The following is a 25,837-nucleotide window of genomic DNA, read 5'->3' as shown; positions in this document are numbered from 1 at the left end:
CGCCGATGCTCGCCGACGACCGCCGGTACATGGCGGCCGCCATCGCGCTGTCGGAACGCGGACGCGGCCTTTCCACGCCCAATCCCAATGTCGGTTGCCTGATCGTGAAGGACGGCCGTGTCGTCGGCCGCGGCTGGACGCAGAAGGGCGGGCGGCCCCATGCGGAGGCGCAGGCGCTGGAGCAGGCGTTGGACCGGGCGCGGGGCGCCACCGCCTATGTGACGCTGGAACCCTGTTTCCACCTTTCCCCGCGCGGACCACGCTGCGCCGACCTGATGGCGCGGGCAGGGGTGGAGCGCGTGGTGATCGCGCTGCGCGATCCCGATCCCCGCACCGACGGACAGGGCGCGGCGTGGCTGCGGGAACAGGGAATCGTGGTCGAGATGGGCCTGATGGCGGCCGAGGCGGCGCGGGCCATGCGCGGCTTCGTGCTGCGACAGACGCTGGGCCGGCCGTCCGTGACCCTGAAGCTCGGCCTGTCGATCGACGGGCGGATCGCGCTGGCGGATGGGCGCAGCCGCTGGATCACCGGGCCGCACGCACGGGCGCATGCGCATATGGAACGGGCGCGGCATGACGCGATCCTGGTCGGTGGGGGCACGTCGCGGGCGGATGCGCCGCGACTCGACGTGCGCTTGCCGGGGCTTGAGGACCGTTCGCCCCGCCGGCTGCTGCTGAGCCGGGGCGACGCGCCCCAGGGTTGGGAGCGGATCGGCGCGCCGGAGGAGATCGCGGCGCTCGAACGGGTGGACCATCTGCTGGTCGAAGGCGGCGCGGGCGCGTCGGCGGCTTTCCTGCGCGCGGATCTGGTGGACCGGCTGCTGCTTTATCGGGCGCCGATTTTGATCGGCGACGGGCTGGCCGGGATTGGCGACATCGGGTTAAGCGACCTTGGCCAGGCGCATGGCCGCTGGCGGATAATGGATGCGCGGGCGCTGGGCGTCGATCGGCTGGAGGTTTACGAGCGGGTCCGGAACGCCTAGATCACGCGCCACGCTTGCCCGTTCGGGCTGAGCGAAGTCGAAGCCCAGGACTGAGCGTAGCGAAGTGACCTCCCTTCGGTCGGTCGAGCCCTTCGACTTCGCTCAGGGCGGATGGAGGTAGGAAACAGAACCATGTTCACCGGCATCATCACCGACATCGGCACGATCCGCAGCCATGAGCCGCGGGGCGACCTGCGGCTTGTGATCGGCTGCGGTTACGACATGGGCACAGTGGCGATCGGCGCGTCGATCGCCTGTTCCGGTGCCTGCCTGACCGTGGTGGAGAAGGGCGAGGACTGGTTCGCGGTCGACCTGTCGGCCGAGACGGTTGCGCGAACCGCGCCGGGCCTGTGGGACGAAGGCGGGCGTCTGAACCTGGAACGCGCGCTCAAGGTCGGCGACGAACTGGGGGGCCATATCGTCACCGGCCATGTCGATGGCATCGGCACGGTGGTCGGCGTCTGCCCCGAAGGCGATTCGCACAAGGTGGGCTTCGCGGTGGACGCCGCCCTGGCTCCGATGATCGCGCCGAAGGGCAGCATCACCGTGGACGGCGTATCGCTGACGGTAAACGAGGTACGCGATGTCGAGGGCGGCGCGCATTTTTCCGTCAACCTGATCCCGCACACCTGGGAAGTGACGACGCTGGGGCGGCTGGTCGAGGGCGCGAGCGTAAACCTGGAGATCGACGTGCTGGCCCGCTACCTGGACCGGATGCAGAGCCTTCGCGGCCGCGCGATGTGATTTTATCTTGAATAAATCACACTACAATGTGATATGGCGTTCCTCCCATGGCGGGAAGGAGTCACCCCATGTCGTCCGCGCTTCTCGATACCGTCCGCAGCCTCGTCACTGAAGGCGGGATGTCCCGATCCGGCCTGGCGCGCGCCGCCGGCCTGCACGCCAATTCGCTGCGCCGGCTGGGCGAGGCCGACTGGAACCCGACCGCGGACACGCTGGGCAAGCTGGAAGCCTATCTGCTGAAGCGCGAGGGCGGCACCGCGCTCGCCAGTCCCGAGGAGATCATCAACGAAGCGCGCAACGGCCGCATGTTCATCCTGGTCGATGACGAGGATCGCGAGAATGAGGGCGACCTCGTCATCCCCGCGCAGATGGCGACGCCCGACGCGATCAACTTCATGGCGACCCACGGCCGCGGGCTCATCTGCCTGGCGTTGACGAAGGACCGGGTCGACCATCTGGGCCTGGAACTCATGAGCCGCAACAACGGCACAAGGCACGAAACAGCCTTCACCGTGTCGATCGAGGCGCGCGACGGCGTGACCACCGGCATTTCCGCGGCTGATCGCGCCCGCACCATCTCCGTCGCGATCGACGGATCGAAGGGACGCACCGACATCGTCACGCCGGGCCACGTCTTCCCGCTGGTGGCGAAAGATGGCGGCGTGCTGGTGCGCGCCGGCCATACCGAGGCGGCGGTGGACGTGGCGCGGCTCGCCGGGCTCAACCCGTCCGGCGTCATCTGCGAGGTGATGAAGGATGACGGGACGATGGCGCGGCTGGACGACCTCATCCCCTTCGCGCAGAAGCACCGGATGAAGATCGGCACGATCCGCGACCTCATCGCCTATCGCCGCCGCCACGACCATATGGTCGAGCGGCGCGCGGAGACGGTCTTCGCCAGCAAATGGGGCGGCGAATGGAAGGTGATCAGCTTCTACAACCGCGCGACCCGCACCGAGCAGATGGTGCTGCAAAAGGGCCATGTGGTGCCCGACCAACCGACCCTGGTGCGGATGCACCAGCTGTCGCTGATGGACGATATCTATGGCGCGGAGGGCAAGCGCAGCGACCTTCTGGCGCGCTCGATGGAGATCATCGGACGCGAAGGGTCGGGCCTTATCGTGCTGCTGACCGGGAACGACGATGACAATTTTCTTTCCAAGTCGATCATGCGGTATGCGGCCAAGGGTGCAGTCCCCAGCGACATGGACGAGCTGCGCAACTATGGCGTGGGCGCGCAGCTGCTCGCGGAGTTGGGCGTGCACGACATGATCCTGCTGACCAACAGCCATCACAGCCTGATCGCGCTGGACGGATACGATCTGGCCGTCGTCGGCCAGCGCCCCATCGAAATCTGAGCATGGTTTGATCAGATCGAACAGAAAATGCTCTATTTGTCTTTGTTTTCCGCGATTTCCGACTCGTCAGATGTTCCATCTGACTTGAAATCGCCCTGAAGAGGACCACCGGCCCATGGCGAAATTCCTGATCGTCGAAGCGCGCTTCTACGAGCATCTGAACGACCTGCTGATCGAAGGTGCCGTCGCGGCGCTGGAGGAGGCGGGGCACCGGCACGAGGTGGTGACGGTGCCGGGCGCGCTGGAGATCCCCGGGGCGATCGCGCTGGCGGCGGAGAGCGGGCGCTATGACGGCTTCGTCGCGATCGGCGTGGTGATCCGTGGCGAGACCTATCATTTCGAGGTGGTCTCGAACGAGAGCGCGCGCGGCCTGATGGCGCTCAGCATGGACGGTATCGCGATCGGCAACGGCATATTGACGGTGGAGAACGAGGCGCAGGCGCTGGTCCGTGCCCGCAAGGACCAGAAGGACAAGGGCGGCGAAGCGGCCAAGGCCGCCATCGCCATGCTCGCATTGCGTGACCGGTTCGGGGCATAGGTAGCGAGACCGGCGGGTCGGCGGCGTCTCAGATGTCGCCCATCCCTTCGAACGCGCGGTCCTCTTCCCCCAGCCTGACGAACTGGTCGAGCAGCCAGGAGGCGGCCGGGCCCGGCGGCGTGTCGCGGCGCCAGATGCCGGCGAAGCGGTAGATGCCGCCCGGATGGTCCGGCATGGCCAGCCGTACCAGCGTGCCGGCGACCAGGTCCGGCTCGATCATCGGCAGCGGCATATTGCCCCAGCCGATCCCCTCGCGCAGCAGCGCATGCTTGGCGCCCAGGTCCGCCAGGCGCCAGGTCTTGGGGCTGAGCACCGAATAATCCTGTCCCTCGGTGAAGCGAGACCGGTCCGTCAGGACGAGCTGGATATGCTCGCGTCCGGCGCCCGGCGCGATCCGCTCCATCCGGCCGAGCGGATGGTCGGGCGCGGCGACCGGCACCATCGGCACCATGCCCGCGGCGATGCACTCCACGCCTTCGACCCCGGCCGCCAGCGGGCCGGATATGCCGACGATCGCCTGTCGATCCAGCACCATCGCGGTGATCGCGCCCAGCGCCTCCATGTGCAGCCGCAGCTGCACCGTCGGGAATTCGCGAGCGAAGGCGCGCAGTACCTTGCCCAGTCTCTCGGACGGCAGCATCACGTCGACGGCCAGGTCGACCTCCGCCTCCAGCCCGTCGAGCAGGCCCTTCACCTTGGCGCGCAGATCCTCGATCCCGTGCGAGATGGTCCGCGCTTCCGCCAGGAGCGCGCGGCCCGCGACGGTAAGCTGCGGCCGGCGCGTCCCTTCGCGCTCGAACAGGGAGAGGCCGAGCTGCGCCTCCAGATTGGCGATGCCGTAGCTGATGACGGAGACAGCGCGGCCCAGCCGCCGTCCGGCCGCGGCGAAGCTGCCGGTGTCGACGATCGCGAGGAAGATGCGCAGCTGGTCGAATGTCGGGGTGCCCGGATTGGCCACTATTCCATTTCCTCGAACATAATGATGCAATTTATCCCTCTGATCAGGAAAGTGTGCAAGGCCTAAATGGGTGTCCGACGGAGCGGCAGCGGCCGCACCGACAGGAGACCCAAGATGATCGAACTTCGTCCTTTCGACAGCCTCGGCGGCGCCAACCACGGCTGGCTCGACGCCAAGCATCATTTCTCGTTCGCCGGCTATCATGATCCCGCCCGCATGCACTGGGGCAATCTGCGCGTCTGGAACGACGACACCATCGCCCCGCAGACCGGCTTCCCGCCGCACCCCCATCGCGACATGGAGATCATCACCTATGTCCGCGAAGGCGCGATCACCCACCAGGACAGCCTGGGCAACAAGGGCCGCACCGAGGCGGGCGACGTGCAGGTGATGAGCGCCGGCACTGGCATCCGCCATTCGGAATATAATCTGGAGGACGTGACCACGCGCATCTTCCAGATCTGGATCCTCCCGACCCGCGACGGCGAAGCGCCGAGCTGGGGTGCGCGCCCCTTCCCGAAGGGCGAGCGGTCCGGCCGGTTCGTCACCCTCGCCTCCGGCTACGACAACGACAATGACGCGCTGCCGATCCGCACCGACGCGCGGGTGGTCGGCGCGACGCTGAGGGCCGGGGAAAGCGCCGAATATCCGATCGGAAAGGATCGCAAGGCCTATCTGGTCCCGGCGACCGGGGCGGTGCAGATCGACGATGTCCGGGTCAATGCGCGCGACGGCGCGGCGATCAGCGACATGGACGTGATCCGCATCACGGCCATCGAGGACAGCGAGATCGTATTGGTCGATGCAGCCTGATTCGGGGGGCGGGGATCACCCTCGCCCCCTTTTTCGGAAAAATCGAACACAGTGGACGAGATTATCCGTCTGACCGCAACCCCTGTCCTGGTGTAGGAGCCAGGCACGCTTTTTGAAGGAGCCTTCCCATGCTGAACATCGCAACCCCGCGCCTCAGCCCCGCCGAATGGCAGGACGTGAAGGCGACCCTCAACGCCGTGGCCGATATCCGTTGCGGCACGCGCCCCGCCGAACAGCTGCCCGAACGCTATCGCCCGGTCCGCGCCTTCCTCTGCGAGACCGGCCGGACCCGGCGGATCGCCGAAGCGCATGTGCCGGACCTTGCGGAGCAGGGCTTTTCTCGGGCACAGATCGAGGCGCTGGCGCTGCTGGGCGCCTGATCCCCGATCCGAAGGAGCCGTCCCATGTCCGTCCGTTCGTCCGACATCGAGGGCGTCGACCTCGTCATCCTGCCGGCGGTCCGCGACCTGGGCGAAGGTTTCCAGGTCCGCCGCGCCCTGCCCGTGGCGCAGCGGCGCATGGTCGGCCCCTTCATCTTCTTCGACCAGATGGGCGAGGCGGTGTTCCGCAGCGGCGAGGGGCTGGACGTGCGCCCACACCCGCATATCGGCCTCGCCACCGTCACCTATCTGCTGGAGGGGGAAATCCTGCACCGCGACTCGGTGGGATCGGTGCAGGCGATCCGCCCCGGTGAGGTGAACTGGATGACCGCAGGCAGCGGCATCGTCCATTCCGAGCGCACATCGCCCGAGGTCCGCGCCACGGGCGGCACGCTGTTCGGCCTGCAGACCTGGGTGGCGCTGCCGACCCAGGCGGAGGAGATCGACCCCAGCTTCGCCCATCACAAGGCGCAGGACATCCCCAAGGCGGAGGATGGCGGCGTCAGCATCTCGGTGATCGCGGGCAGCTCCGACGGGCTGGTGTCGCCGGTGAAGACCTTTTCCGACATGGTCTATGCCGACATCGCCATGCGCGACGGCGCGCGCTACCAGCTGAAGGCCGAGCATGTCGAGCGCGCCATCTATGTCGTCGCCGGCGCGGTCGAGGTGATCGGCCAGACCGGGGGCTTTGCGACCAACGAACTGGTGGTGTTCAAGCCCGGCGCGGAGATCGTGCTGCAGGCCAAGGGAGACACCCGGCTGATGCTGCTGGGCGGCGAGCCGATGCCCGAGGCGCGGCATATCTACTGGAACTTCGTCTCCTCCTCGCCCGAGCGGATCGAGCAGGCCAAGGCCGACTGGCAGGCCCAGCGCTTCGCCCGTGTGCCCGAGGAAAGCGAGTTCATCCCCCTTCCGGCCTGAGGAGCGGCGACCATGGCCCGTGGCACCGCCCATATCGGCAAGGACCGCTATCGCACGCAGATCGAGGTGGGCGGCCACGTCCTCGCCGCCGACGAGCCCGCCGCGCTGGGCGGGCAGGGTGCGGGGCCGGCGCCCTATGACCTGCTGCTGGCGAGCCTTGGCGCCTGCACCGCGATCACGCTGCGGATGTACGCGGACCGCAAGGAGTGGCCGCTCGAATCGCTCGACGTCGCGCTGCGCCTGACCGGCAAGGAGGAGCGCCGGATCGAGCGGACGCTGACCATCGTCGGGCTCGACGAGGCGCAGAAGGCGCGGCTGGCCGAGGTCGCCGAGCGCACGCCGGTCACACTGACCCTGAAGCAGGGCCTGCCGATCGACACGAAGCTGGGTTGAGCGATATTGCCGCCCCCATTCGCCCTGAGCCTGTCGAAGGGTTTGTCCTTCTTTTAAGGAATTTGTCCTTCTTTTAAGGAAGAAGAGGGCTTCGACAGGCTCAGCCCGAACGGGTTATTTATCATTCAGCAGCGCCCGCACGATCGCGCGCGCGGCCGTGGTCACATCGTTCCAGGTCACGTCGAAGCCGGTCTCCTCGCCATAATAGGGGTCGGCGACGCTGGTCCCCTCGCGGCCCGGCACGAGGTCCATGAGCAGGGAAAGCTCCGCCGTGCCGTCCGCCGGGCGGAGGCGGCGCAGATGGGCGAGGTTGCGGTCGTCCAGCGCGAAGACATAAGTGAACCGCCGGAAGTCGTCCGCGCGCACCTGCCGGCCGCGATAATGAGCGATGTCGACGCCGTTGCGCAGCGCCACGGCCTGCGCGCGCGGGTCGGGCGGGCAGTCGACATGCCAGTCGCCGGTGCCGGCCGAATCCACGCGGATGTCGAGCCCGGCCCTCGCCGCCTCCGCCCGCAGCGCCGCTTCGGCCAGCGGGGACCGGCAGATATTGCCGAGGCAGACGAAGAGGACCGAGGCGCTCACCCTTCCGCCGCCGCCGTGGAGAGGCCGAGGCCCGGCACGCCGATCGAGCGCTTGCCGGAAAAGTCGGTGCGGGCGACGATCACGCCCTGCCGTTCCATATAGTCGATCAGGCGCCGCACCCGGCCCGGCGAGCTGGTGCCGTAGGCGCGCGCCAGCGCATGGTCGTCGGGACAGGGCAGGCCCTGCATCGCCGCCCGGGCGATCAGCAGGAAGGGGGCGAGCATGTCCTCCGCCAGCCCCTGGCCGACGCGCAGCGCATCGGCCCAGCGCGGATCGTCGGCATCGGCCATGCCGGCGAGCGCCATGGCGAAGCGCTTGCGGAAGGCGGGCAGGTCGAGCGGCGCGGCCTTCAGCCCCTTCATCCGGCAGCGTATGCCGAAATCCTGGTAGAGCGCGGAGGCCGCGGGCAGCGCTTCGCCGAGGTCCGCCACCATGTCCTCCAGCACCGCCACCGTCACCGGCTCGCTCTCGCCGAAGTCGAGCTGGGGCGCCTCGGGCTTGGCCAGCGGGGCGGCGGCGAGCTGCTGCAGCACCGTTTCGGCCGGGACGGGCGCCGGTTCGGGGCGCGGCGGCGGAGGGGGCGTGTCGTCCTGCGCCGGGGCGAAGAGCAGTTCCTGGAACTCCTCGCCCGCCGTCGTCGGGGGCGGCATCAGCTTGTGCGTGCCGCCGCGCGTGCTGGTCTTGACCGCGCCGATCCGCACCGCGACCGGGCGGCGGCAGATGGCGGGGCCGAGCGCCAGGAAGCGGCCGCGTTCCAGGTCGCGGATCTGCTCGGCCTGCCGCCGTTCCATGCCCAGCAGGTCGGCGGCGCGCGCCATGTCGATGTCGAGGAAGGTGCGACCCATGAGGAAGTTCGAGGCTTCGGCCGCGACATTCTTGGCGAGCTTCGCGAGGCGCTGCGTCGCGATGACGCCGGCGAGGCCGCGCTTGCGCCCCCGGCACATGAGGTTGGTCATGGCGGCGAGCGAGAGGCGGCGCGCCTCGTCCGACACGTCGCCGGCCGCGACGGGGGCGAACATCTGCGCTTCGTCCACCACCACCAGCGCGGGATACCAATGGTCGCGGGGCGCATCGAACAGGGTGGAAAGGAAGGTCGCGGCGCATTTCATCTGCGCCTCCAGCTCCAGCGATTCGAGGCTCAGCACCACCGAGGCGCGATGTTCGCGGATGCGCATCGCCATGCGAACGATGTCGCGCTCCGCATAGTCGCCCGCGTCGATCACCACATGGCCATATTCGTCCGCCAGCGTGACGAAGTCGCCCTCCGGGTCGATCACCACCTGCTGTACCAGCGGGGCGCTCTCCTCCAGCAGGCGGCGCAGCAGATGTGACTTGCCCGATCCCGAATTGCCCTGGACGAGCAGGCGGGTGGCGAGCAACTCCTCCACGTCGACCAGCACGGGGTTGCCCGTGCCGTCGGTTCCTATGCTGATGCTGGCGGTCACGGGGGGCTTTTGGCCGAAGGGGCGGGGGGAGCGCAAGGGGCGTGCGGTGGCCGACGACGGGCCACGTCCGGGGGCGGGCCGAAGTTCACACCGTCGTCGGGTGAAAAGGGGTCGATCGGGCCAATAGTACCGCCAAAGCCACGGCGAAGCGACGGCGACGCGACAGTCGGGTCACGGCAAGGCCGCGCCGACGCGACAGCAAGGTCACGCCAGGGTAACGGCGACGCGACAGGGACGCGCCACACCTGCGTCATGCCGGCGGCGGCGCGGGAACGGGATCGCCGCCGAAGGGATCGGCCATGCGGCGAGCATGCAGCGCCAGCGCCCGGTCCCACGCCTGGTCGAAGGGCGTGCCCGCGAGGCGCCGGCGCAGGCGATGCGCGCTGGTGCGCGACATTCCCGCGATGCCGGCGGCGCGGGCGACGCAGCCGGTCTGGACGAGGGCTCTCAGGAATAGGCGTTGCCTGGCGGGGCTCCAGTGCGCGCGGTCGGCGGGGACGGGCGGCAAGGGTGGCGATGCGGGAGTGGGGTGCTGTTCCATCCGACAGGATAGATCAAAGAATGTTCAAGTAGGAAAGAGGGTTTTGGCAGAGCGGTGGAGCAAGCGCGTCAAGCGTCATCGTTACCGCGCCAGTGAGGATTGCGCTCTCAACCTGGTGATGCGGGAGAGGTCAGGAGATGGGTTCCGCCTTCGCTGGGATGACGACGTGGGTGGGAAGCGGACTGGCGGCTCCCGGATAGATATACCGGAAAAGCAGACATTGCAGATTGCCTCCGCGACCGGCATCACCGTGATATGCAATGCCGCTTTGTCCAACTACTCCCCGCTGTTCTACTCGTGGCGCAGGCGTGCGATAAACGGCCTGAGCGCCTAACAGACAATGCTATCCAAGAGTTGCGAGAGGGCATGCCAGGCATCACCGAGCAATGTCTTGAGCAGATCAAATACGGCGGTATCGAAGCCATGCCGTTGGGCACGGACAAATGCTTCGAAATGGGACGAGAACAACGCTGGAAAGGGTTATGGCGGAGAGAGTTCGAGAATTCCCGCTTTTGCCCCTCGCCTGCAACCTTCTGCTCCCACCAAACTGCTGGCGAACGCATTTGGCTTTCGGGCAAAGTGCTAAGTTCGTCGGGTAATGGTGAAGGCATTTTCGCAGTTGAGTTTGTGGGGCGACGCACGGCTCGCAAAGGAAGTTACGGACACTTGGGTGCGTTTGACCACGAGATAATTGCCGACAAGATCATAACCCTACGCCCGGTTGTGGAGACTTCAAATTCAAGCCGATAAGTCGGCTAATGGGTCGCGTCCTGCCGGTCAGCTTTCCCGCCCAGGAGCGGACCGACCGCTAACGGGAAGGTTTGGCGTCGATCGGCCCAGTGAACGGCGATCAAGGGTGCTTAGGAGACTGTCGGCTTTGCGGCGCTCTAAGCGGTTAGCTGCCGCTCTTTCGATAATATTGCCAGCGCTTGAAAGTTTGGAACAGACCACCCGAAATAAGAAGAACCGACAGCATAAAGGTTCCGCTGAAGGCAGATGCAATGCCCATTGCGATGATGTTTTCGATCGACATATCCGATCTGCCGCCAGTCGGCTTTGGCACCCACATCATCGTCATGAAGAGCAACAGCGTCACGCAAAATAGCGCTGCGCCAACACCTAAGCGTCGCTTCGGCTCAGCAATTCGCATACGGTGATCCACTCGAAAAATGACAACGAGCGTTGGAATCAGGAATGCTAGAAAAACATAATCCTTGGGAGTCATACGTCACTCTATCGTGCAAAATCAGCGTCCGCTAGTGAGCCGGGTGCTCCCAAAACTGAAGTCCGCAACTGATCGACACCTCCCCAGCGGTCTAAGTCGGCGCAATCGGAGGGCAACGAGTTAGTATGAAACTTGCCAAGCCCTCCACAGTTAGCTCGGGATCAAAAACGACCTCTTCGCTGCCGGGCTCACCCGCCATAAGCGGACGCCTGCCCACACGGCGAATTGCCTCCAACATAACGTCATCCATATCGTCATCACAGACGCCAAGCTGATAGCAAATCTGGGTAGCAGGCGTGATCGCTCTTCGAACGCCTTGGTCAGTCCGTAGGAGCAAAATTATAATCTCAATGAGATCGCCTAATTCATCCGACAGCATAGCTCTGCATTGCCACAGGAGCGACCAGCCGCAAAGAGGAATGGCAGCTCCTAGATCGAGCCAGAGGATCAAGGAACGGCGAAAAATGGTCGTTATTTGCCATTTCTTGTCCGTCATCCCGGGCTTGACCCGGGATCCCGCTTTCTTTTCGGCCGCGCCGTGGGAAAGGGCAGTGGGTCCCCGGATCAAGCCGGTCCTGAGCCTGGTCGAAGGGTCCGGGGTGACGGTTACCTCCATATCCGCTTTCGGTCGGCTACCATCATCCCTCGCACCCCTTCCAAAATAGGATTTTCTCTGGTTTATCCTGACCGATGAACCAGCGCTCGATCCCCGTCCCCGCAACCCGGACACGCCCTTCCCCTGTCGCGTACCTGTCGCTTCGGTGTCGCGTCGCTGTGCCCCAACTGTCGCGTTCGTGTGACCTACCTGTAGCGTCGCTGTCGCGTCGCAGTGGCTTTTCCGTGACTTTTCGGCCTTATCCGGCCCGTTTTGCCCGACGACATTGTGAACTTCGCCCCTGTCGCGTCGACGTTGCCCGGAAGGACTGTATTTTTCCGCCACCGGGCACTAAGGGACCGGCGCAAAGCCGCCCCGCCATCAGAAAGCCCATCCCATGACCGACCTTCCCATCAAGCGCGCCCTGCTGTCCGTGTCGGACAAGACCGGCCTCGTCGAGCTGGGACAGGCGCTGGGCAGCCATGGCGTGGAGCTGGTGTCGACCGGCGGCACCGCGAAGACGCTGCGCGAGGCGGGGCTTGCCGTGAAGGACATTTCCGACCTCACCGGCTTCCCCGAGATGATGGACGGCCGCGTCAAGACGCTGCACCCCAAGGTCCATGGCGGCCTGCTCGCCGTGCGCAACAATCCCGAGCATGTCGCCTCGATGGAGGAGCATGAAATCGGCGCGATCGACCTTGTCGTCGTCAACCTCTATCCCTTCGCCGCCACGGTGGCCAAAGGCGCAGGGCGCGAGGAGATCATCGAGAATATCGACATCGGCGGCCCCTCCATGGTCCGTTCCGCCGCGAAGAACCATGAAAGCGTCGCGATCGTCACCGATCCGGCCGACTATGCCCGGCTGATCGCCGAGATGGTGGAGAAGGGCGGCGCGACCAGTTACGACTTCCGCCGGATGCTGGCGGCGAAAGCCTATGCGGCGACGGCGGCCTATGATTCGATGATCGCCAGCTGGTTCGCCTTCGCCGATCAGGGCACGATGTTCCCCGAAAGCCTCACCGTCTCCACCCGCCTCGCGACCACGCTACGCTATGGCGAGAACCCGCACCAGTCCGCCGCCCTCTATCTGCCGGCCGGCCCCGCGGCCAACGGCATCGCCCAGGCCCGCCAGGTGCAGGGCAAGGAGCTGAGCTACAACAATTACAACGATGCCGACGCCGCGCTGGAGCTGGTCAGCGAATTCCGCGACGGCCCGCCGACCGTCGTCATCGTCAAGCATGCCAATCCCTGCGGCGTCGCCAGCGCCGACAATCTGATCGACGCCTACAAGGCCGCGCTCGCCTGCGACAGCGTGTCGGCCTTCGGCGGCATCATCGCGGTCAATCGCCCGCTCGACGGCCCGACCGCCGAAGCGATCAGCGGCATCTTCACAGAGGTCGTCGCCGCCCCCGACGCCGACGAGGAGGCAAAGGCGATCTTCGCGAAGAAGAAGAACCTCCGCCTGCTGCTGACCGGCGGCCTGCCCGACCCGGCACGCCCCGGCCTGCAGCTCAAGAGCATCGCCGGCGGCATTCTGGTCCAGGGCCGCGACAATGGCCGCATCGACCTCGACGCCCTCAAGGTCGTGACGAAGCGCGCGCCCAGCGAGCAGGAGCTGAACGACTGCCTGTTCGCCTGGACCGTCGCCAAGCATGTGAAGTCGAACGCCATCGTCTATGCGAAGGGCGGTAGCACGGCGGGGATCGGTGCGGGCCAGATGAACCGCCTCGAATCCGCGCGCATCGCCGCGTGGAAGGCGAAGGACGCGGCGGAAAAGGCCGGCTGGGCCGAGCCGCGCACGCTGGGATCGGCGGTCGCCTCCGATGCCTTCTTCCCCTTCGCCGACGGGCTGCTGGCGGCGGTGGAGGCCGGCGCGACGGCGGTGATCCAGCCGGGCGGATCGATCCGCGACGAGGAAGTGATCGCCGCGGCGGACGAGGCGGGCCTTGCGATGGTTTTCACGGGAATGCGCCATTTCCGGCACTGAGGATCGGACCTTTTTGCGGCCGTGCCCGTTATTGCGGGCAGGAGCGGTCACGCTGGAAAAGGAAAAAGAAGATGCTCAGAAAAACCCTCATCGCAGCCGGCGCCGCCGCGCTGCTCCTGCCCGTCGCCGCGACGGCCCAGACCTCGCGCTATGTCGGCTATGACGAACTGTCGCTGGGCGACCGCGAAGGCCTGATGGTGACCGGCGAGAATGCCGGCGACCTGCGGATCCGGGCCGTGCGCGTCGGCGACCTCGACCTGCGCGCCGACCGCGACGTGCGCGTCGCCGATGCCCGCCTGCGCAACGCCGCGGCGAAGGTGTGCGGCGTCGGCCGGATGAACGGCAGCGTCATTCCCGAACAGGGCAGCCAATGCTTCCGCGACGCCTTCGGCAAGGCGCGCGTCGCGCTCAATACGCTGATCTCGGAACAGCGCATGGGCTGACCGGGGCCGGGGCGCTCCGTCCGGGGCGCCCGCCACCGGGCCAGTTGATACGGACTGGCCGTTTCCTGCGAAAATCCACGCATTTCCCCCTTTTCAAACCTGCCTGAGAAGCCTAAATCGCATGCTGACCCAGGACCCAAGCAGGCCGTGGGCAGAACAAAAGAAGAGTTTGCAGGAGAAGAAGGATGACCCGAAAGACGCTGGTGGCGCTGGCCGCCACGATGGCCCTTGCGCTGCCCACGATGGCGAGCGCCGGCAGCAACAACCTCGATGTGGTGGTGGATGGCCGGACGGGCGCGGAAACGCGTTCGGTCGCGGTGTCGCTGGCGGACCTCAATCTCGCCAGCGCCAACGGCATGCGCCGCGCCGACTACCGCCTGATCCGCGCGTCCAAGCAGGTGTGCGGCTATGTCAGCGGTTCGATCCTGCCGGTCACCAACGACTATCGCGTCTGCTATGACGACGCGATCGGCGGCGCGCGCAGCGACCTCAACGAACTGGCGCAGCGCCAGGGCTGACTCAAGGCTGGCAGGCCACGAGTTCCCCTCCACGAAGGGGACTGCAGGGGGCCGTTCCGCGCAAGCGGGGCGGCCCTTTGTCATGCGGGGCTTCTCCCGGCATCCTTACCGCACGTTAACCACTCCTTAGAGGATTTCCTTCACTCCCGGCACGACGAAGGATCATCCCCGGGGGACACCATATTATGCCGCGTGCCGACCAGAGCGTGGACGTCGCCATCATCGGGGCCGGCCCCGCCGGCCTCACCGCCGCCTATCTGCTGACCAAGAAGGGTTATTCGGTCGCGGTGATCGAGAAGGATCCCGTCTATGTCGGCGGGATCAGCCGCACGGTGGAAATCGACGGCTTCCGCTTCGACATTGGCGGCCACCGCTTCTTCTCGAAGTCGAAGGAGGTGGTCGACCTCTGGAACGAGATCCTGCCCGACGACTTCATCCAGCGGCCGCGGATGAGCCGCATCTATTATGAGGGCAAGTTTTACAGCTACCCGTTGCGCGCCTTCGAAGCGCTACGCAACCTGGGCGTCTGGCGCTCGACCTTGTGCATGGCCAGCTTCGCCAAGGCGAAGGCGTTTCCCAACCGCAACGTCCGGTCCTTCCAGGACTGGACCGTCAACGCCTTCGGCCACAAGCTGTTCTCGATCTTCTTCAAGACCTATACGGAAAAGGTCTGGGGCATGCCCTGCGACGAGATGTCGGCCGACTGGGCGGCGCAGCGGATCAAGGGCCTGTCGCTCTGGGGCGCCGTGGTCGATGGGCTCAAGCGCAGCCTCGGCCTCAACAAGCGTCCCAATGACGGCATGGCGACCAAGACCCTGCTGGAAAGCTTCCGCTATCCCCGCCTCGGCCCCGGCATGATGTGGGAAGCCGCGCGCGACTTCGTCGTCGCCGGCGGCAACCGCGTGCTGATGGCCCACGCCTTCAAGCGGCTGGAGCAGGATCAGGCCACCGGCCGCTGGCGCTTGGTCGCGGAGGGTCCGGAAGGCGACGTGGTGCTCAATGCCGCCCATGTCGTCAGCTCGGCGCCGATGCGCGAGCTTGCCGGGCGCATCCATCCGCTGCCGGCGACGCTGCCGCAGGCGATGGACCTCAAATATCGCGACTTCCTGACCGTCGCGCTGATGGTGAAGGGGGACGACATCTTCCCCGACAACTGGATCTACATCCATGATTCCAAGGTGCAGGTGGGCCGCATCCAGAATTTCCGCAGCTGGTCGCCCGAAATGGTGCCCGATCCCTCGCTTGCCTGCGTTGGCCTCGAATATTTCTGCTTCGAAGGCGACGGGCTGTGGGCGGCGGACGATGCCGAGCTGATCGCGCTGGCGACGAAGGAGATGGCGATCCTGGGCCTGTGCGATCCTGCCGCGGTTGTCGGCGGCGCGGTGGTCCGGCAGGAAAAGGCCTATCCCGTCTATGACGACGATTATGCCGCCAATGTCCTCGCCATGCGCGCCGAACTGGCCGAGCGCTATCCGACCCTGCATCTGGTCGGCCGCAACGGCATGCACCGCTACAACAACCAGGATCATGCGATGATGACGGCGATGCTGACCGTCCGCAACATCGAGGCGGGCGAGCGGCTCTATGACATCTGGGCAGTGAACGAGGACGCCGAATATCACGAGTCAGGCGAGGAAGGGCAGGACAAGGAAGGCGAGCAGGCCGCGCTGGCCAGCATGCGCCTCGTCCCTTCCCGGCTCAAGGCTGCCTGAACCGATGAGCCGTACGATGGCCGGCATCGCTGCCCGTGGCATGGCGCTGGCTGCACGGCTGATGCTGGCCCGCTATCTTGCAGCCAGCCTGGCGGCACTGTGCGTCGACATGGGGCTGTTCCTGGCGCTGGCCCGGGCGGGACTGGCGCCTGGCTGGGCGGCGATGCTGGGTTATGGCGCGGGTATCGGCATGCACTGGCTGCTATCGGTCCGCTTCGTCTTTTCCGCCGCCACGGCCGGCCGTCCGCTGCGCCTCCTCCGCCTCCAGTTTCTGCTGAGCGCGCTGCTGGGCCTCGCCATCACGGGCTGGCTCGTCTCCCTCCTGACCGCGATGGGCATGGCGCCCGCCGGTGCCAAGGGCGCCGCGGTGCTGGCCAGCTTCATCGCCGTCTATCTGGTACGCAAACATGTCGTCTTTGGCTTGCGCTAGCCCTTCCTTCGCGCGATCCCGCCCGGTCATGCTGCCCGGGACGGCCGTGCTGCTGATGTGGCTGGCCTGCTGCGCGGTGATGCTGTGGCTGTTCCGCGCCAATCTTCCCGTCCTGGGCTTTCAGGATCCGGACGATGCGATGCGGCTTCAGCAGGTCCGCGACTGGCTGGCCGGACAGGCATGGTTCGACGTCAGCCAGCACCGCGTCAACCCGCCGATGGGCGGTCCGATGCACTGGTCGCGCATCGTCGACATGCCGGTCGCCGCGCTGACGCTGCTCGCAACGCCGCTGGTCGGCAGGGCGGGCGCCGAGATCATCGCCTGCTCGCTCGTGCCGCTCCTGCTGCTCGGTGGCCTGACCGCGGCTCTCCACGGCGCGGCGCGGCGGATCGGCGGTCAGGGGGTCGCCTTGCTCAGCGTCATGCTGCTGCTGACCGCGCCGTCCATCCTCGTCCAGTTCACGCCGTTGCGCATCGACCATCATGGCTGGCAGATCGCGATGGCCACGCTGGCGCTGCTGGGCATCATGGATTTCGATCCACGCCGGGGGGGCGCGATCGCGGGCGGCGCGCTCGCCGTCTGGCTCCAGATCTCGAGCGAGGGCCTGCCCTATGTCGCGCTCGTCGCCGGCACGCTGTCGCTCTGGCAATGGCTCCGTCCTGCGGAGACCCAGCGCCTGACCGCCTTTGCGCTTACGTTGGGCGGCCTCGCCCTGCCGCTGCTGCTGGCGACGCGCGGATGGTCGGCCGCCTTCCAGACGCATTGCGACGCCCTTTCGGCCGCCTATGTCTGGCCGCTGGCGGCCTTCGCCATCGTGGCGCCGGTCGCTCATGCGGCGCTGGGCGCCGGCACCGCGCGCCGCCGCTTCCTCGTCGCGGCCATCGCCGGCTGTTCCACGCTGGCAGTGCTTGCCTTCACTGGCGGCCCCTGCCTCTCCGGCGATCCGTTCCAGTCGCTCGGTCCCGTCGCCTATCATGACTGGTATCTCCAGATCATGGAGGGCCGCCCGATCTGGGAACAGGACTGGGCGCGCGCGGGCTCGGTCATCCTGCCGCCGGTCGTCGGCCTTGCCGGCACGCTGCTGGCGGCATGGGCTGCACGCAGGGACGATGCGGCTCTCTCTCGCTGGCTGGTGCTCGCGCTACTGCTGCTCGGCGCGACCGCTGTCGCGATCATGGTGCTGCGCGCCCTTTCCGTGGCGCATGTACTGGCCCTGCCGGGCAGCGCCTGGATCATCCTGCGGCTGTTTCACCGCGCGCAGGCTTCGTCGCGAGCCATCGTCCGCGTGCTGGGCTCGACCGCGCTGGTGCTGCTGACCCCCGCAGGCCTTTGCGCCCTGTGGATCGCCGCCACCTCGTCGTCGGAAGCAAGCGAAGGAACCGCGACCGGCGCCTGCAAGGCCGGTGCAGCGCTCACGCCGCTGGTCGGCTTGCCGCGCGGAACGGTGTTCGCCCCCATCGACATCGGCCCCACCATTCTGATCCGCACCGGCGATTCGGTGATCGCGACCGGCCATCATCGTAATGCCGCGGGCATCACCGCGGTCGTTCGCGGCTTCATGGCCTCGCCCGATCAGGCGCGCGGCATCGTTGCGGGCCTGAATGGCGGCAAGGGCGCCGACTATGTCGTGACCTGCACCGAACTCAACGAGATGAAGGGCTATGCCCGCGTCGCCCCGCATGGCCTGGCCGCTGCGCTGAAGCAGGGGAAGGTGCCCGCCTGGCTGCGTCCGCTCCCCGGCGAGGGGCCGCTGCACACCTACCGCGTAACGCTTCAGGCGGGCGTGAAGGCCAGCGCCACGCCGTTCATGCAATAGCGCTTGCCGGTGGGCTTTGGCCCATCATCGAACACATGGCCCAGATGTCCGCCGCACCGTGCGCAATGCACTTCCGTGCGCGGATAGCCCAGATCGAAGTCACGCGAGGTACCGACCGCGCGCGGCAGCGGCGCCCAGAAGCTGGGCCATCCGGTACCGCTGTCGAACTTGGTCTTGGCGTCGAACAGCTTCTGCGCGCATCCCGCGCAGGAAAAGATGCCGGCGCGATGCTCCTTGTTCAGCGGGCTGCTATAGGGATATTCGGTCGCCTGCTGGCGCAGCACCTTATAGGCCCAGGGACTGAGCTTGGCGCGCCATTCGGCATCGCTGAGGGTGAAGGGATAGGCGGCTTCCGCCCGCCCCGAATCGAACTGCCACAGCATCAGCGCCACCGTACCTGCCGCTGCGCCACCGATGAAATGCCGACGGTTCATGGCTGGCAAACCTACCCCGCTCAGCCTGTCGCGCTCCTGAACAATTGCTTCCACCAGCCGCCGCCCGATTTCAGCACGTGACGGCGGAACAGCAGCACGCCGACCCGGATGATCAATGCGACCCACGCCGCCTGCCAGACGATCGCCAGCAGATGCGGCCACAGCCGCGCGTCCTGCGCCGCCCGCGCGAGCATCGCGAAGGGGGAGGAGAAGGGAAAGACCGCCGCTGCCACCTCCGGGGGCGACCCCATATGATCCACGGCATAGGTGGCGAAGAAGAAGATCAGCATCTGCCCGATGGTGACCGGCATGTTGAGCGTCTGCACCTCCCGCACCGTGGAGGCCTGCGCGCCGATGCCCAGGAACAGCGAGCCGAGCAGCGTATAGGCCATGGCGAAATAGAGCGTACCCAGCAGCAGGAAGACGGGCCAGCCGACGGCCGGCACCGGCAGGCTCACGCCAGGTGCCTTCAGCGCGGCGAACACGGCAAAGGCGGTACATCCCCAGAAGAGGATGCCGACGAAGCTCATCGCCAGCATCGCCATCAGCTTGCCGAGGAAGATCGCGTCGATCGGCACGGCCGCCGCCAGTATCTCGATGATCTTGTTGGTCTTCTCTTCGACCAGATTGGACAGGATCATGCCTGCCAGCAGGATCGTGAGGAAGAAGATCACGATCTGCGCGATCCGGCCGATGGCGAGCTGCCCCTGCGCCTGCGCGCCCAGGCTCTTGGCGACCTCCTTCCGCTCGACCCGTACCATATGCAGCGCCTTTTCAGCGAGCGCAGCGCTGGCAATCAGGCTTATATCGCCTTCCAGCTTGTCGATGTCGCCTGGCTTGCCGGTCAGCACCGGATGTTGCGGCGATCCCGAGACGATAGCGGCCACGCCCGATCCTGGGCGGGCCAGCAACATCTCCGGCGCGGGCGACAGCGGCACCCGCTGCAGGCGCGGTAGCGACTGCGCGCCGACCCGCTCGGTCAGGCGCGCGTGGGCGCGCTCCATCCGCGCGGCGTCCGCCGCATTCATCGCCACGCCGACGACGGGCCGCAGGTCGGTCGTCGCGATCCGCTCACCCAGACCGCCCAGCGCCATGCCGATCAGGATCGGCAGCAGCGGTCCCAGCAGGAACAGGATGAAGGTGCGGGACAGCACCACGGCGGTGAAGTCCCGCCGCGCGATGACATAGGCGGCCCGCAGCATCTCCCTCATGCGCCCTGCTCCCCTGCCTGCTGTTCCTCCATCTGCCGCGCCGCCGCCGCACCCGCGATCGCGACGAAGGCGTCGTGCAGGCCCGGCCGCTCGATCGACAGGCTCTCGATTCCCGCCTGCCCGTCGAGCAGGGCGCGCAACAGCGGCTCGATCCCCCCTTCGGGCAGCGCGAAATGCCAGGCGCCCTCCTGCGCGACCGTGTCCTCGGGCAGCGCGCGACGCCAAGCGCCGTCGCTGCTCCGCGTACGCAACCGGACCTGTGGGCGCAGCCGGTCGCGGGCCTCGCTCACCGACCCCTCGAAGCGGATGCGGCCGCCCGCGACGATGGCGATGCGCTCGCACAGCCGCTCGGCATGGGCGATGACATGGGTGGAGAACAGTACCGTCACGCCTTTGCGCGCCTGCTCGCGGATCAGCGCCTCCAACTTCTCCTGGTTAATCGCGTCGAGACCCGAAAAGGGCTCGTCGAGAACGATCAGCCGCGGTTCGTGGACGATGGTGCCGAAGAGCTGGACGGTCTGCGCCATGCCCTTGGAAAGCTGCCGAATGGGTTTCTCGGCCGAGGCGCCCATGCCGTGGCCCTCCAGCATCGTCCTGGCCCGCTCGCGCCCGACCCGGAGCGGCAGCCCGCGCAGCGCACCCATGAAGGCGATCGCCTCGAACGCCTTCATCGAAGGATAGAGCCCGCGTTCCTCGGGCAGATAACCGATGGCGCGCGCTTGCCGCAGCGGCACGGGATCGCCCAGCAGGCTGCGATGCCCTTCGTCCGGGTCGACGATGCCCAGCAGGGTGCGCAGGAGCGTGGTCTTGCCCGCGCCATTGGGGCCGAGCACGCCGTAAATGGCGCCCGCGGGCACGGCGATGTCGATGCCGTCAACCGCGCGAAAGCTGCCGAACGTCTTGACAAGCCCATGCCCCTCGACGGCATAGGCGGGTGCGGGGGCCGGGGTGTCGCCGATCATCCGTCCCTGATAGTCTGGCGCCGTGCCCGTGCAAATCGAAACATTGGAACAGCGCCTGAAGGCGGAAGCGGCGCGGCTGGGCTTCGCCGCCTGCGCCATAGCGCGCGCCGACGCGGCGCCGCTGGCCGAGGCGCGGCTGCGCGACTGGCTGGCGGCGGGCCATCATGGCGACATGCTGTGGATGGAGGAGCGCGCGGCGCAGCGCGGATCGCCGCAAGGGCTGTGGCCCGACGTGCGGAGCGTCGTGATGCTGGGCATGAGCTATGCCCCGTCGCGCGACCCGCTGGCGCTGGCGGGCGCAGGCGACCGGGGCCGCATCTCGGTCTATGCGCAGGGCCGCGACTATCATGACGTGGTGAAGAAGGGGCTGAAGGCGCTCGCCCGCTGGCTGGTGGAGCAGCAGCCGGGCAGCCTCAAGGTCTTCGTCGACACCGCGCCGGTGATGGAAAAACCGCTGGCGCAGGCGGCGGGCCTGGGCTGGCAGGGCAAGCACAGCAACCTCGTCAGCCGCGCGCATGGCAGCTGGCTGTTCCTGGGGGCGATCTACAGCGAAATCGCGCTGGAGCCGGATGCGGCGGAGGAGGATCATTGCGGCAGCTGCACCGCCTGCCAGTCCGCCTGCCCGACCGACGCCTTCCCCAGTCCCTATGTCGTCGATGCACGGCGCTGCATCTCTTATCTCACGATCGAGCATAAGGGACCGATCCCTGAGGCGCTGCGGGCGGGGATCGGCAACCGCATCTATGGCTGCGACGACTGCCTGGCAATATGCCCGTGGAACAAGTTCGCCGATGCGGCGGCCGCCAATCGCGCCTTCCTCGGCCGGGCGGAGCTGGCAGCGCCGGCGCTGGCGGACCTGCTGGACCTCGACGACGCCGCGTTCCGCGAAATCTTCTCCGGCTCGCCGATCAAGCGCATCGGCCGCGACCGCATGGTCCGCAACGCCGCCATCGCAGCGGGCAACAGCGGCGACCCCCGGCTGCTCGATCGGCTGCGGCCGTTGCTGGGCGATATCGATCCCGCGGTAGCGGACGCCGCGCGATGGGCGATCGGGCGGCTCTCGCCCTGAGCCTCTACTTGGCCTGCAATGCGGCGACGCAGCTCGCCGGATCGACATCCGTTCCGTTCGGCTGGCGGGCATCGACATGGGTGACCACCGGTTCCTTGCCGCGCGCCGGGGCATAGAGATAGGCGTCGAGCACGCAGCGCCCATTGGCGAACTGAAGCTTGCGCACCGTGCTTTCGCGAATGTCGAGGCGCGGCGCGCCGAACATCCGGCTGAGCTGCTTCGCGTCCATGCCGTTGATCGGCCCCGGCTTCGTGAAGGCGCTGGGCGGTGGGCCGGGCGGCGCGGGCGCCGGCGCATAACCGGTCGCGGGCGGCACGACGGTCGCGGCGCTACAGGCGGCGAGCGACAACGCAAGCGTGCAGACGGCGGCGAGGCGCAGGGCGTTCATGCGGTGGTCCTTCGGGCGCCGTGCAGCATGTGCACCGCCATAGCCGCGCTCCAGATCGGCGCAAGCAGGTTGACCAACGGGATCAGGAACAGAAGCGCCGAGACGAGGCCCATGAGCCACCGGCTGCCACGCGGGATGGGCGGCAGGGCGGGATGGCGCGGCTCCACCATGTCGGCCATGTCGCGGCCCAGCAGATAGGCGTTGAGCGCCAGGAACAGCGTGATCGTCCCGACGCCCGTCACCAGCAGCAGGACATAGGCGGGCAGCGCCAGCAGGTTCCAGCCGATCGTGCGGCCCACGGAGGCGAGGGCGAAACGCAGGCTGCGCGCCATGCCCATCGGCCGCGCGGCGGCGGCAGCCTCCGGATAGCGGTCCCGCTCGACCGCCATCACGATGTCATCGGCGAAAAGGCTCATGGTCGCCATGGCGGTGGCGCGGAACAGCAGCCAGCCTGCTGCGACGACCGCCAGCACGGCGGCCACCGCCTCCGCAAAACCGCCGCCGCCCCAGCCGAAATGCAGCCGTACCGCGTGAAAAGCCCACCACAAGCCCGTCCCCAACAGGGCGAAGATCAGAAGGGTCAGCGCCAACGTCTTGAGCAGCAGGCGCAGTGCGGCCGAATGGAAGATCGTCGGAAAGGCGCGGAAGGCGGCAGTCAGGACCATGGGCCAGCTATCCAGCCAAAGCCCGATCCGGTCAATCGTCCCAGCCGCCTCCCCATCTCCGGTTGCGCCCGGTCCCGGCCACCGATAGACACAGCGCAATTTGTGCCATTCCTTCCTCCAGAGACCAAGGATCCTGCTTGACCGTTTCCGCACCCACGCTCGATGTCGTCGCGATCGGCAATGCCATCGTCGATGTCCTCGCCCGCAGCGACGACGCCTTCCTCGCCCAGCATGCGCTGACCAAGGGGGGCATGCAGTTGATCGATGCCGAAATGGCCGAAACACTCTATGCCGACATGGCGGCCGCGCGGGAGATCAGCGGCGGGTCGGCCGCCAACACGCTGGCAGGCCTCGCCGCGCTCGGCAAGAGCTGCGGCTTCATAGGCCAAGTGTGCGACGACCAGCTCGGCAAGGTCTTCGCCCATGACATTCAGGCGATGGGCATCCGCTTCGATACGCCGGCCATGACCGGCGAGGTGCCGACAGCGCGCTGCCTGATCCTGGTCACGCCCGACGCGCAGCGAACGATGAACACCTTCCTCGGTGCGTCCCAGTTCCTGCCCGAGGCGGCGCTCGACCTCGACCTGATCCGCTCGGCGGGCATTCTCTATCTGGAAGGCTATCTCTGGGATCCCGAGCAGCCGCGCGCGGCGATGCGCGCGGCGATCGAGGCGGCGCGAGGCGCGGGCCGCAAGGTCGCCTTCACCCTGTCCGACAATTTCGTGATCGACCGGCACCGTGCCGACTTCATCGACCTGATCGACTCAGGCATGATCGACATCCTCTTCTCCAATGAGGGCGAGATCCAGTCGCTCGCGCAGATCGACGACTTCGACCAGGCCGTCGCGTCCATCGCCGCACAGGTTCCGGTGCTGGTGTCGACCCGCAGCGAGAAGGGTGCGATCGCGGTGGTCGATGGTCAGCGCTACGAGGCGCCGGCTGCGCCGGTAGCGCAGATCGTGGACACGACCGGTGCGGGCGACCTGTTCGCGGCCGGCTTCCTGGCGGCGCATATCGACGGCATGGCCGTGGACGATTGTCTGCGCCTGGGCGCGGCAGCGGCTGCCGAGGTCATCTCCCACTGGGGCGCCCGGCCCGAGGAGGATTTGAACCTCATTCGGGCAAAACTGTTCGCCTGAACCGCAAAGGTCGTGCTCCGCTGCCGAAGCGGGGCACACGGCCCGGCCTTCAGGCCGCAGCCTTGTCGCGACGGAACAGCGTTCGATCCTCGGAGCCGAACCCCCAGCGCCAGATGACGATGCCATAGGCGCCCAGGATCGCGGCGACGCCAAAGACCAGCTCCACCCATTCGAAACGCGGCGGCAACGCCACGAAGCCCATGCCCACGACGCTCGCCGCGGCGGCGGCGCTCAGCAGCGGCCAGCGCCAGGCGTTGACCGGCGCGCCCAGCAGCCGCGCCAGCAGCCGCGCCTTCACCAGCGCACCGACGCCCAGCGCAAGGCAGAGAGCCAGCGCGGGCGCCGCGGCCACGGCCATGGCGGGCATGCCGAGGCGCTTCGCCGCCAGGATCAGCAGGAAGCTCAGCACCGCCTGCAGGGCGATCATGAACAGCGAGATCATCAGGTTCCGGTGGCGCGCGATATAGACGAGCGCCGATTCGCTCACCACTGCGGTGGCCGCCACCACCTCGGCCAGCAGCAGGAAGGCGAGAGCGCCGGTTCCACTCACGAAATGCGGGCCGACCAGGCCCATCACCGCCTCGCCGGGAATGCCCAGCGCCAGCGCGATGCCCGCCTGGGCGGCGATGATCCAGAAGCCGACCTGACTGACCTGCCGGGCGATGGCGACCAGATTGCCCTCCGCAAGGTTGCGGGTGATGACGGGGCCCAGGATCGGCTCGAAGCTGGTCTTGAGCTTCTGCGGCAGGGAGGCGACCTGCTGCGCGACATAGTAGATGCCGACCGCCGCCGGGCTGACGAACAGGCCGAGGATGGCGAGATCCAGCCGGCGCGACCCCCATTCCACGCCGTCCGCCGCTGCCAGCGGCAGGTTTCGTCGCGCGAGGCGCCAGAGCCGCCCCGCATCGGGACGCCAGCCATAGGGAATGCCGTAATGACGGGTCATGGGGATGATGGAGGCGACCATCGCCGCGATCATCGAGGCGACATAGGAGAGGATGAGGCCGTCGCGGGTCGAATAGAAGGCGAAGGCGAAGGCGCCGATGCTGATCGCCCATGGCTCGATGATCGACCGCGCGCGTACCGTGGCGCCGATGTCGAAGCGATAGGCGCAGGCCGCCAGCGCCACGTCGGACAGCGCGACCGCAATGGCCGTCAGCGCCAGCAGCCGGTCCAGCCCGTTGATGCCGCTGTTGGGGAACATCGCCTGGGGGAAGGCGACGAGCAGCCCGCTCGCGACCAGCGAAGCGGCGAGCGTGACCACCATCGCGTCCGTCACGACATGGCTGTGCGGCCGCTCGGTCTGGGTCAGTGCGCCGGCCAGCCCGCGCTTGAGGCCCAGTGTCGCGAGCTGCGCGGCGAATTCGACCACCAGCACCGCATAGGCGAAGCGGCCCAGCGCGTCGGCGCCGTACCAGCGCCCCGCGATGAACAGGAAGGGCAGGCGCGCGGCCAGCCGTAGCAGGAAACCGAAGATGTTGGTGCGCCCGCCCCTGGCCAGCGCCGCAATGTCATCCTGCTGATCCGGAGGGGATACCTCGGCCGCCAAAGACTTATGATCCCCCTGTCGCGTCATGGTGTCGAAAG

General features: G+C 67.3%; 28 protein-coding genes. 17 read left to right on the top strand and 11 right to left on the bottom strand.

Features of this window, described 5'->3' with window-relative positions; translation table 11 throughout:
* Positions 1 to 5 precede the first annotated feature (5 nt).
* The 4 genes from ribD to ribH all read left to right on the top strand — a co-directional run bounded on the left by ribD (position 6) and on the right by ribH (position 3,623).
* Positions 6 to 983 (top strand): bifunctional diaminohydroxyphosphoribosylaminopyrimidine deaminase/5-amino-6-(5-phosphoribosylamino)uracil reductase RibD, encoded by a 978-nt coding sequence (ribD, locus tag M529_RS40580; RefSeq protein WP_021318948.1) that lies wholly within the window; start codon positions 6 to 8, stop codon positions 981 to 983.
* A 132-nt stretch (positions 984 to 1,115) separates the two neighbouring features.
* Entirely contained in the window at positions 1,116 to 1,727 is a 612-nt protein-coding gene (locus M529_RS40575; protein WP_021318947.1) for a riboflavin synthase, read from the top strand.
* Positions 1,728 to 1,795: 68 nt separating this feature from the next.
* Positions 1,796 to 3,085, top strand: a complete 1,290-nt coding sequence (gene ribB / locus M529_RS40570) for a 3,4-dihydroxy-2-butanone-4-phosphate synthase (RefSeq protein WP_021318946.1) — start codon at positions 1,796 to 1,798, stop codon at positions 3,083 to 3,085.
* A gap of 115 nt (positions 3,086 to 3,200) precedes the next feature.
* Complete coding sequence (gene ribH, locus M529_RS40565; protein WP_021318945.1) at positions 3,201 to 3,623, top strand: 6,7-dimethyl-8-ribityllumazine synthase; 423 nt, start codon at positions 3,201 to 3,203, stop codon at positions 3,621 to 3,623.
* 28 nt (positions 3,624 to 3,651) lie between these two features.
* Here the strand turns inward: ribH and M529_RS40560 are convergent, their stop codons facing one another.
* On the bottom strand, positions 3,652 to 4,581 hold the full coding sequence (locus M529_RS40560; protein ID WP_021318944.1) for a LysR family transcriptional regulator: 930 nt from the start codon (positions 4,579 to 4,581) through the stop codon (positions 3,652 to 3,654).
* 114 nt (positions 4,582 to 4,695) lie between these two features.
* On the opposite strand from M529_RS40560, the gene M529_RS40555 reads away from it, so the two are divergent.
* The 4 genes from M529_RS40555 (at position 4,696) to M529_RS40540 (ending at position 7,088) form a co-directional block, all read left to right on the top strand.
* Positions 4,696 to 5,394, top strand: a complete 699-nt coding sequence (locus M529_RS40555) for a pirin family protein (protein WP_021318943.1) — start codon at positions 4,696 to 4,698, stop codon at positions 5,392 to 5,394.
* A 128-nt stretch (positions 5,395 to 5,522) separates the two neighbouring features.
* A complete protein-coding gene (locus tag M529_RS40550; protein WP_021318942.1) occupies positions 5,523 to 5,774 on the top strand; it encodes a hypothetical protein in 252 nt (83 codons plus the stop codon).
* Between the two features lie 24 nt (positions 5,775 to 5,798).
* On the top strand, positions 5,799 to 6,695 hold the full coding sequence (locus M529_RS40545) for a pirin family protein (protein ID WP_021318941.1): 897 nt from the start codon (positions 5,799 to 5,801) through the stop codon (positions 6,693 to 6,695).
* Between the two features lie 12 nt (positions 6,696 to 6,707).
* On the top strand, positions 6,708 to 7,088 hold the full coding sequence (locus M529_RS40540) for an OsmC family protein (protein ID WP_021318940.1): 381 nt from the start codon (positions 6,708 to 6,710) through the stop codon (positions 7,086 to 7,088).
* Between the two features lie 114 nt (positions 7,089 to 7,202).
* Here M529_RS40540 and M529_RS40535 read toward each other — a convergent pair whose 3' ends face one another.
* The 3 genes from M529_RS40535 to M529_RS0124900 all read right to left on the bottom strand — a co-directional run bounded on the left by M529_RS40535 (position 7,203) and on the right by M529_RS0124900 (position 9,656).
* Positions 7,203 to 7,670, bottom strand: coding sequence for a low molecular weight protein-tyrosine-phosphatase (locus M529_RS40535; RefSeq protein WP_021318939.1), 468 nt, complete (start codon positions 7,668 to 7,670; stop codon positions 7,203 to 7,205).
* Positions 7,667 to 9,115, bottom strand: coding sequence for an ATP-binding protein (locus M529_RS40530; protein WP_021318938.1), 1,449 nt, complete (start codon positions 9,113 to 9,115; stop codon positions 7,667 to 7,669). Before M529_RS40530 ends, M529_RS40535 begins: the two co-directional genes overlap by 4 nt.
* Positions 9,116 to 9,365: 250 nt before the next feature.
* Positions 9,366 to 9,656 carry a hypothetical protein gene (locus M529_RS0124900; protein ID WP_051184072.1) on the bottom strand — a complete coding sequence of 97 codons (291 nt, stop codon included), beginning with the start codon at positions 9,654 to 9,656 and terminating at the stop codon, positions 9,366 to 9,368.
* 366 nt (positions 9,657 to 10,022) lie between these two features.
* Between M529_RS0124900 and M529_RS49370 the strand changes: the two genes are divergently transcribed.
* On the top strand, positions 10,023 to 10,406 hold the full coding sequence (locus M529_RS49370; protein ID WP_152522633.1) for a hypothetical protein: 384 nt from the start codon (positions 10,023 to 10,025) through the stop codon (positions 10,404 to 10,406).
* Positions 10,407 to 10,551: 145 nt separating this feature from the next.
* On the opposite strand, the gene M529_RS49365 is transcribed toward M529_RS49370, so the two are convergent.
* Positions 10,552 to 10,881, bottom strand: coding sequence for a hypothetical protein (locus M529_RS49365; RefSeq protein WP_152522632.1), 330 nt, complete (start codon positions 10,879 to 10,881; stop codon positions 10,552 to 10,554).
* Between the two features lie 992 nt (positions 10,882 to 11,873).
* Here M529_RS49365 and purH point away from each other — a divergent pair.
* The 6 genes from purH (at position 11,874) to M529_RS40485 (ending at position 18,382) form a co-directional block, all read left to right on the top strand.
* Entirely contained in the window at positions 11,874 to 13,463 is a 1,590-nt protein-coding gene (gene purH, locus M529_RS40510) for a bifunctional phosphoribosylaminoimidazolecarboxamide formyltransferase/IMP cyclohydrolase (protein ID WP_021318933.1), read from the top strand.
* Positions 13,464 to 13,534: 71 nt separating this feature from the next.
* Entirely contained in the window at positions 13,535 to 13,906 is a 372-nt protein-coding gene (locus M529_RS40505) for a UrcA family protein (RefSeq protein WP_021318932.1), read from the top strand.
* A gap of 185 nt (positions 13,907 to 14,091) precedes the next feature.
* Positions 14,092 to 14,424, top strand: coding sequence for a UrcA family protein (locus tag M529_RS40500; protein WP_021318931.1), 333 nt, complete (start codon positions 14,092 to 14,094; stop codon positions 14,422 to 14,424).
* A 185-nt stretch (positions 14,425 to 14,609) separates the two neighbouring features.
* The gene (locus tag M529_RS40495; protein ID WP_021318930.1) at positions 14,610 to 16,136 is read left to right on the top strand and encodes an NAD(P)/FAD-dependent oxidoreductase; all 1,527 of its coding nucleotides are present in this window, start codon (positions 14,610 to 14,612) and stop codon (positions 16,134 to 16,136) included.
* Positions 16,137 to 16,140: 4 nt separating this feature from the next.
* Positions 16,141 to 16,566: a GtrA family protein gene (locus M529_RS40490; protein ID WP_031295168.1), complete on the top strand. Its 426-nt coding sequence runs from the start codon at positions 16,141 to 16,143 to the stop codon at positions 16,564 to 16,566.
* Between the two features lie 28 nt (positions 16,567 to 16,594).
* The gene (locus M529_RS40485; protein WP_021318928.1) at positions 16,595 to 18,382 is read left to right on the top strand and encodes a hypothetical protein; all 1,788 of its coding nucleotides are present in this window, start codon (positions 16,595 to 16,597) and stop codon (positions 18,380 to 18,382) included.
* Here the strand turns inward: M529_RS40485 and msrB are convergent.
* The 3 genes from msrB to M529_RS40470 are packed head-to-tail and all read right to left on the bottom strand — an operon-like array spanning position 18,340 to position 20,989.
* On the bottom strand, positions 18,340 to 18,816 hold the full coding sequence (msrB, locus tag M529_RS40480) for a peptide-methionine (R)-S-oxide reductase MsrB (RefSeq protein ID WP_021318927.1): 477 nt from the start codon (positions 18,814 to 18,816) through the stop codon (positions 18,340 to 18,342). The genes M529_RS40485 and msrB overlap by 43 nt on opposite strands.
* Before the next feature lie 20 nt (positions 18,817 to 18,836).
* A complete protein-coding gene (locus M529_RS40475; protein ID WP_031295166.1) occupies positions 18,837 to 20,027 on the bottom strand; it encodes an ABC transporter permease in 1,191 nt (396 codons plus the stop codon).
* Positions 20,024 to 20,989 (bottom strand): ABC transporter ATP-binding protein, encoded by a 966-nt coding sequence (locus M529_RS40470; protein ID WP_031295165.1) that lies wholly within the window; start codon positions 20,987 to 20,989, stop codon positions 20,024 to 20,026. The genes M529_RS40475 and M529_RS40470 overlap by 4 nt, the downstream gene beginning before the upstream one ends.
* A 43-nt stretch (positions 20,990 to 21,032) precedes the next feature.
* Here M529_RS40470 and queG point away from each other — a divergent pair, with 43 nt between their 5' ends.
* Entirely contained in the window at positions 21,033 to 22,058 is a 1,026-nt protein-coding gene (gene queG / locus M529_RS40465) for a tRNA epoxyqueuosine(34) reductase QueG (protein ID WP_021318924.1), read from the top strand.
* 4 nt (positions 22,059 to 22,062) lie between these two features.
* On the opposite strand, the gene M529_RS40460 is transcribed toward queG, so the two are convergent.
* Positions 22,063 to 22,446, bottom strand: a complete 384-nt coding sequence (locus M529_RS40460; RefSeq protein WP_021318923.1) for a hypothetical protein — start codon at positions 22,444 to 22,446, stop codon at positions 22,063 to 22,065.
* A complete protein-coding gene (locus tag M529_RS40455) occupies positions 22,443 to 23,111 on the bottom strand; it encodes an EI24 domain-containing protein (RefSeq protein ID WP_021318922.1) in 669 nt (222 codons plus the stop codon). The genes M529_RS40460 and M529_RS40455 overlap by 4 nt, the downstream gene beginning before the upstream one ends.
* 137 nt (positions 23,112 to 23,248) lie before the next feature.
* Between M529_RS40455 and M529_RS40450 the strand changes: the two genes are divergently transcribed.
* The gene (locus M529_RS40450; protein WP_021318921.1) at positions 23,249 to 24,250 is read left to right on the top strand and encodes an adenosine kinase; all 1,002 of its coding nucleotides are present in this window, start codon (positions 23,249 to 23,251) and stop codon (positions 24,248 to 24,250) included.
* A 49-nt stretch (positions 24,251 to 24,299) separates the two neighbouring features.
* On the opposite strand, the gene M529_RS40445 is transcribed toward M529_RS40450, so the two are convergent.
* A complete protein-coding gene (locus tag M529_RS40445; RefSeq protein ID WP_152522631.1) occupies positions 24,300 to 25,826 on the bottom strand; it encodes a lipopolysaccharide biosynthesis protein in 1,527 nt (508 codons plus the stop codon).
* Positions 25,827 to 25,837: the final 11 nt, after the last annotated feature.

Origin of the sequence: Sphingobium ummariense RL-3, from assembly GCF_000447205.1 — a bacterium.
In the GTDB taxonomy this organism is placed as follows: domain Bacteria; phylum Pseudomonadota; class Alphaproteobacteria; order Sphingomonadales; family Sphingomonadaceae; genus Sphingobium; species Sphingobium ummariense.
The sequence above is the reverse complement of the archived record's forward strand: the minus strand, read 5'-3'. Positions and strand labels throughout refer to the sequence as shown.

What these genes read in the sequence shown, in the direction of transcription:
- ribD (WP_021318948.1), top strand. Translation starts at nt 6, where the DNA reads ATGCTCGCCGACGACCGCCGGTACATGGCGGCCGCCATCGCGCTGTCG.
- M529_RS40575 (WP_021318947.1), top strand. Translation starts at nt 1,116, where the DNA reads ATGTTCACCGGCATCATCACCGACATCGGCACGATCCGCAGCCATGAG.
- ribB (WP_021318946.1), top strand. Translation starts at nt 1,796, where the DNA reads ATGTCGTCCGCGCTTCTCGATACCGTCCGCAGCCTCGTCACTGAAGGC.
- ribH (WP_021318945.1), top strand. Translation starts at nt 3,201, where the DNA reads ATGGCGAAATTCCTGATCGTCGAAGCGCGCTTCTACGAGCATCTGAAC.
- M529_RS40555 (WP_021318943.1), top strand. Translation starts at nt 4,696, where the DNA reads ATGATCGAACTTCGTCCTTTCGACAGCCTCGGCGGCGCCAACCACGGC.
- M529_RS40550 (WP_021318942.1), top strand. Translation starts at nt 5,523, where the DNA reads ATGCTGAACATCGCAACCCCGCGCCTCAGCCCCGCCGAATGGCAGGAC.
- M529_RS40545 (WP_021318941.1), top strand. Translation starts at nt 5,799, where the DNA reads ATGTCCGTCCGTTCGTCCGACATCGAGGGCGTCGACCTCGTCATCCTG.
- M529_RS40540 (WP_021318940.1), top strand. Translation starts at nt 6,708, where the DNA reads ATGGCCCGTGGCACCGCCCATATCGGCAAGGACCGCTATCGCACGCAG.
- M529_RS0124900 (WP_051184072.1), bottom strand. Translation starts at nt 9,656, where the DNA reads ATGGAACAGCACCCCACTCCCGCATCGCCACCCTTGCCGCCCGTCCCC.
- M529_RS49370 (WP_152522633.1), top strand. Translation starts at nt 10,023, where the DNA reads ATGCCAGGCATCACCGAGCAATGTCTTGAGCAGATCAAATACGGCGGT.
- M529_RS49365 (WP_152522632.1), bottom strand. Translation starts at nt 10,881, where the DNA reads ATGACTCCCAAGGATTATGTTTTTCTAGCATTCCTGATTCCAACGCTC.
- purH (WP_021318933.1), top strand. Translation starts at nt 11,874, where the DNA reads ATGACCGACCTTCCCATCAAGCGCGCCCTGCTGTCCGTGTCGGACAAG.
- M529_RS40505 (WP_021318932.1), top strand. Translation starts at nt 13,535, where the DNA reads ATGCTCAGAAAAACCCTCATCGCAGCCGGCGCCGCCGCGCTGCTCCTG.
- M529_RS40500 (WP_021318931.1), top strand. Translation starts at nt 14,092, where the DNA reads ATGACCCGAAAGACGCTGGTGGCGCTGGCCGCCACGATGGCCCTTGCG.
- M529_RS40495 (WP_021318930.1), top strand. Translation starts at nt 14,610, where the DNA reads ATGCCGCGTGCCGACCAGAGCGTGGACGTCGCCATCATCGGGGCCGGC.
- M529_RS40490 (WP_031295168.1), top strand. Translation starts at nt 16,141, where the DNA reads ATGAGCCGTACGATGGCCGGCATCGCTGCCCGTGGCATGGCGCTGGCT.
- M529_RS40485 (WP_021318928.1), top strand. Translation starts at nt 16,595, where the DNA reads ATGCTGCCCGGGACGGCCGTGCTGCTGATGTGGCTGGCCTGCTGCGCG.
- msrB (WP_021318927.1), bottom strand. Translation starts at nt 18,816, where the DNA reads ATGAACCGTCGGCATTTCATCGGTGGCGCAGCGGCAGGTACGGTGGCG.
- M529_RS40475 (WP_031295166.1), bottom strand. Translation starts at nt 20,027, where the DNA reads ATGAGGGAGATGCTGCGGGCCGCCTATGTCATCGCGCGGCGGGACTTC.
- M529_RS40470 (WP_031295165.1), bottom strand. Translation starts at nt 20,989, where the DNA reads ATGATCGGCGACACCCCGGCCCCCGCACCCGCCTATGCCGTCGAGGGG.
- M529_RS40460 (WP_021318923.1), bottom strand. Translation starts at nt 22,446, where the DNA reads ATGAACGCCCTGCGCCTCGCCGCCGTCTGCACGCTTGCGTTGTCGCTC.
- M529_RS40455 (WP_021318922.1), bottom strand. Translation starts at nt 23,111, where the DNA reads ATGGTCCTGACTGCCGCCTTCCGCGCCTTTCCGACGATCTTCCATTCG.
- M529_RS40445 (WP_152522631.1), bottom strand. Translation starts at nt 25,826, where the DNA reads ATGACGCGACAGGGGGATCATAAGTCTTTGGCGGCCGAGGTATCCCCT.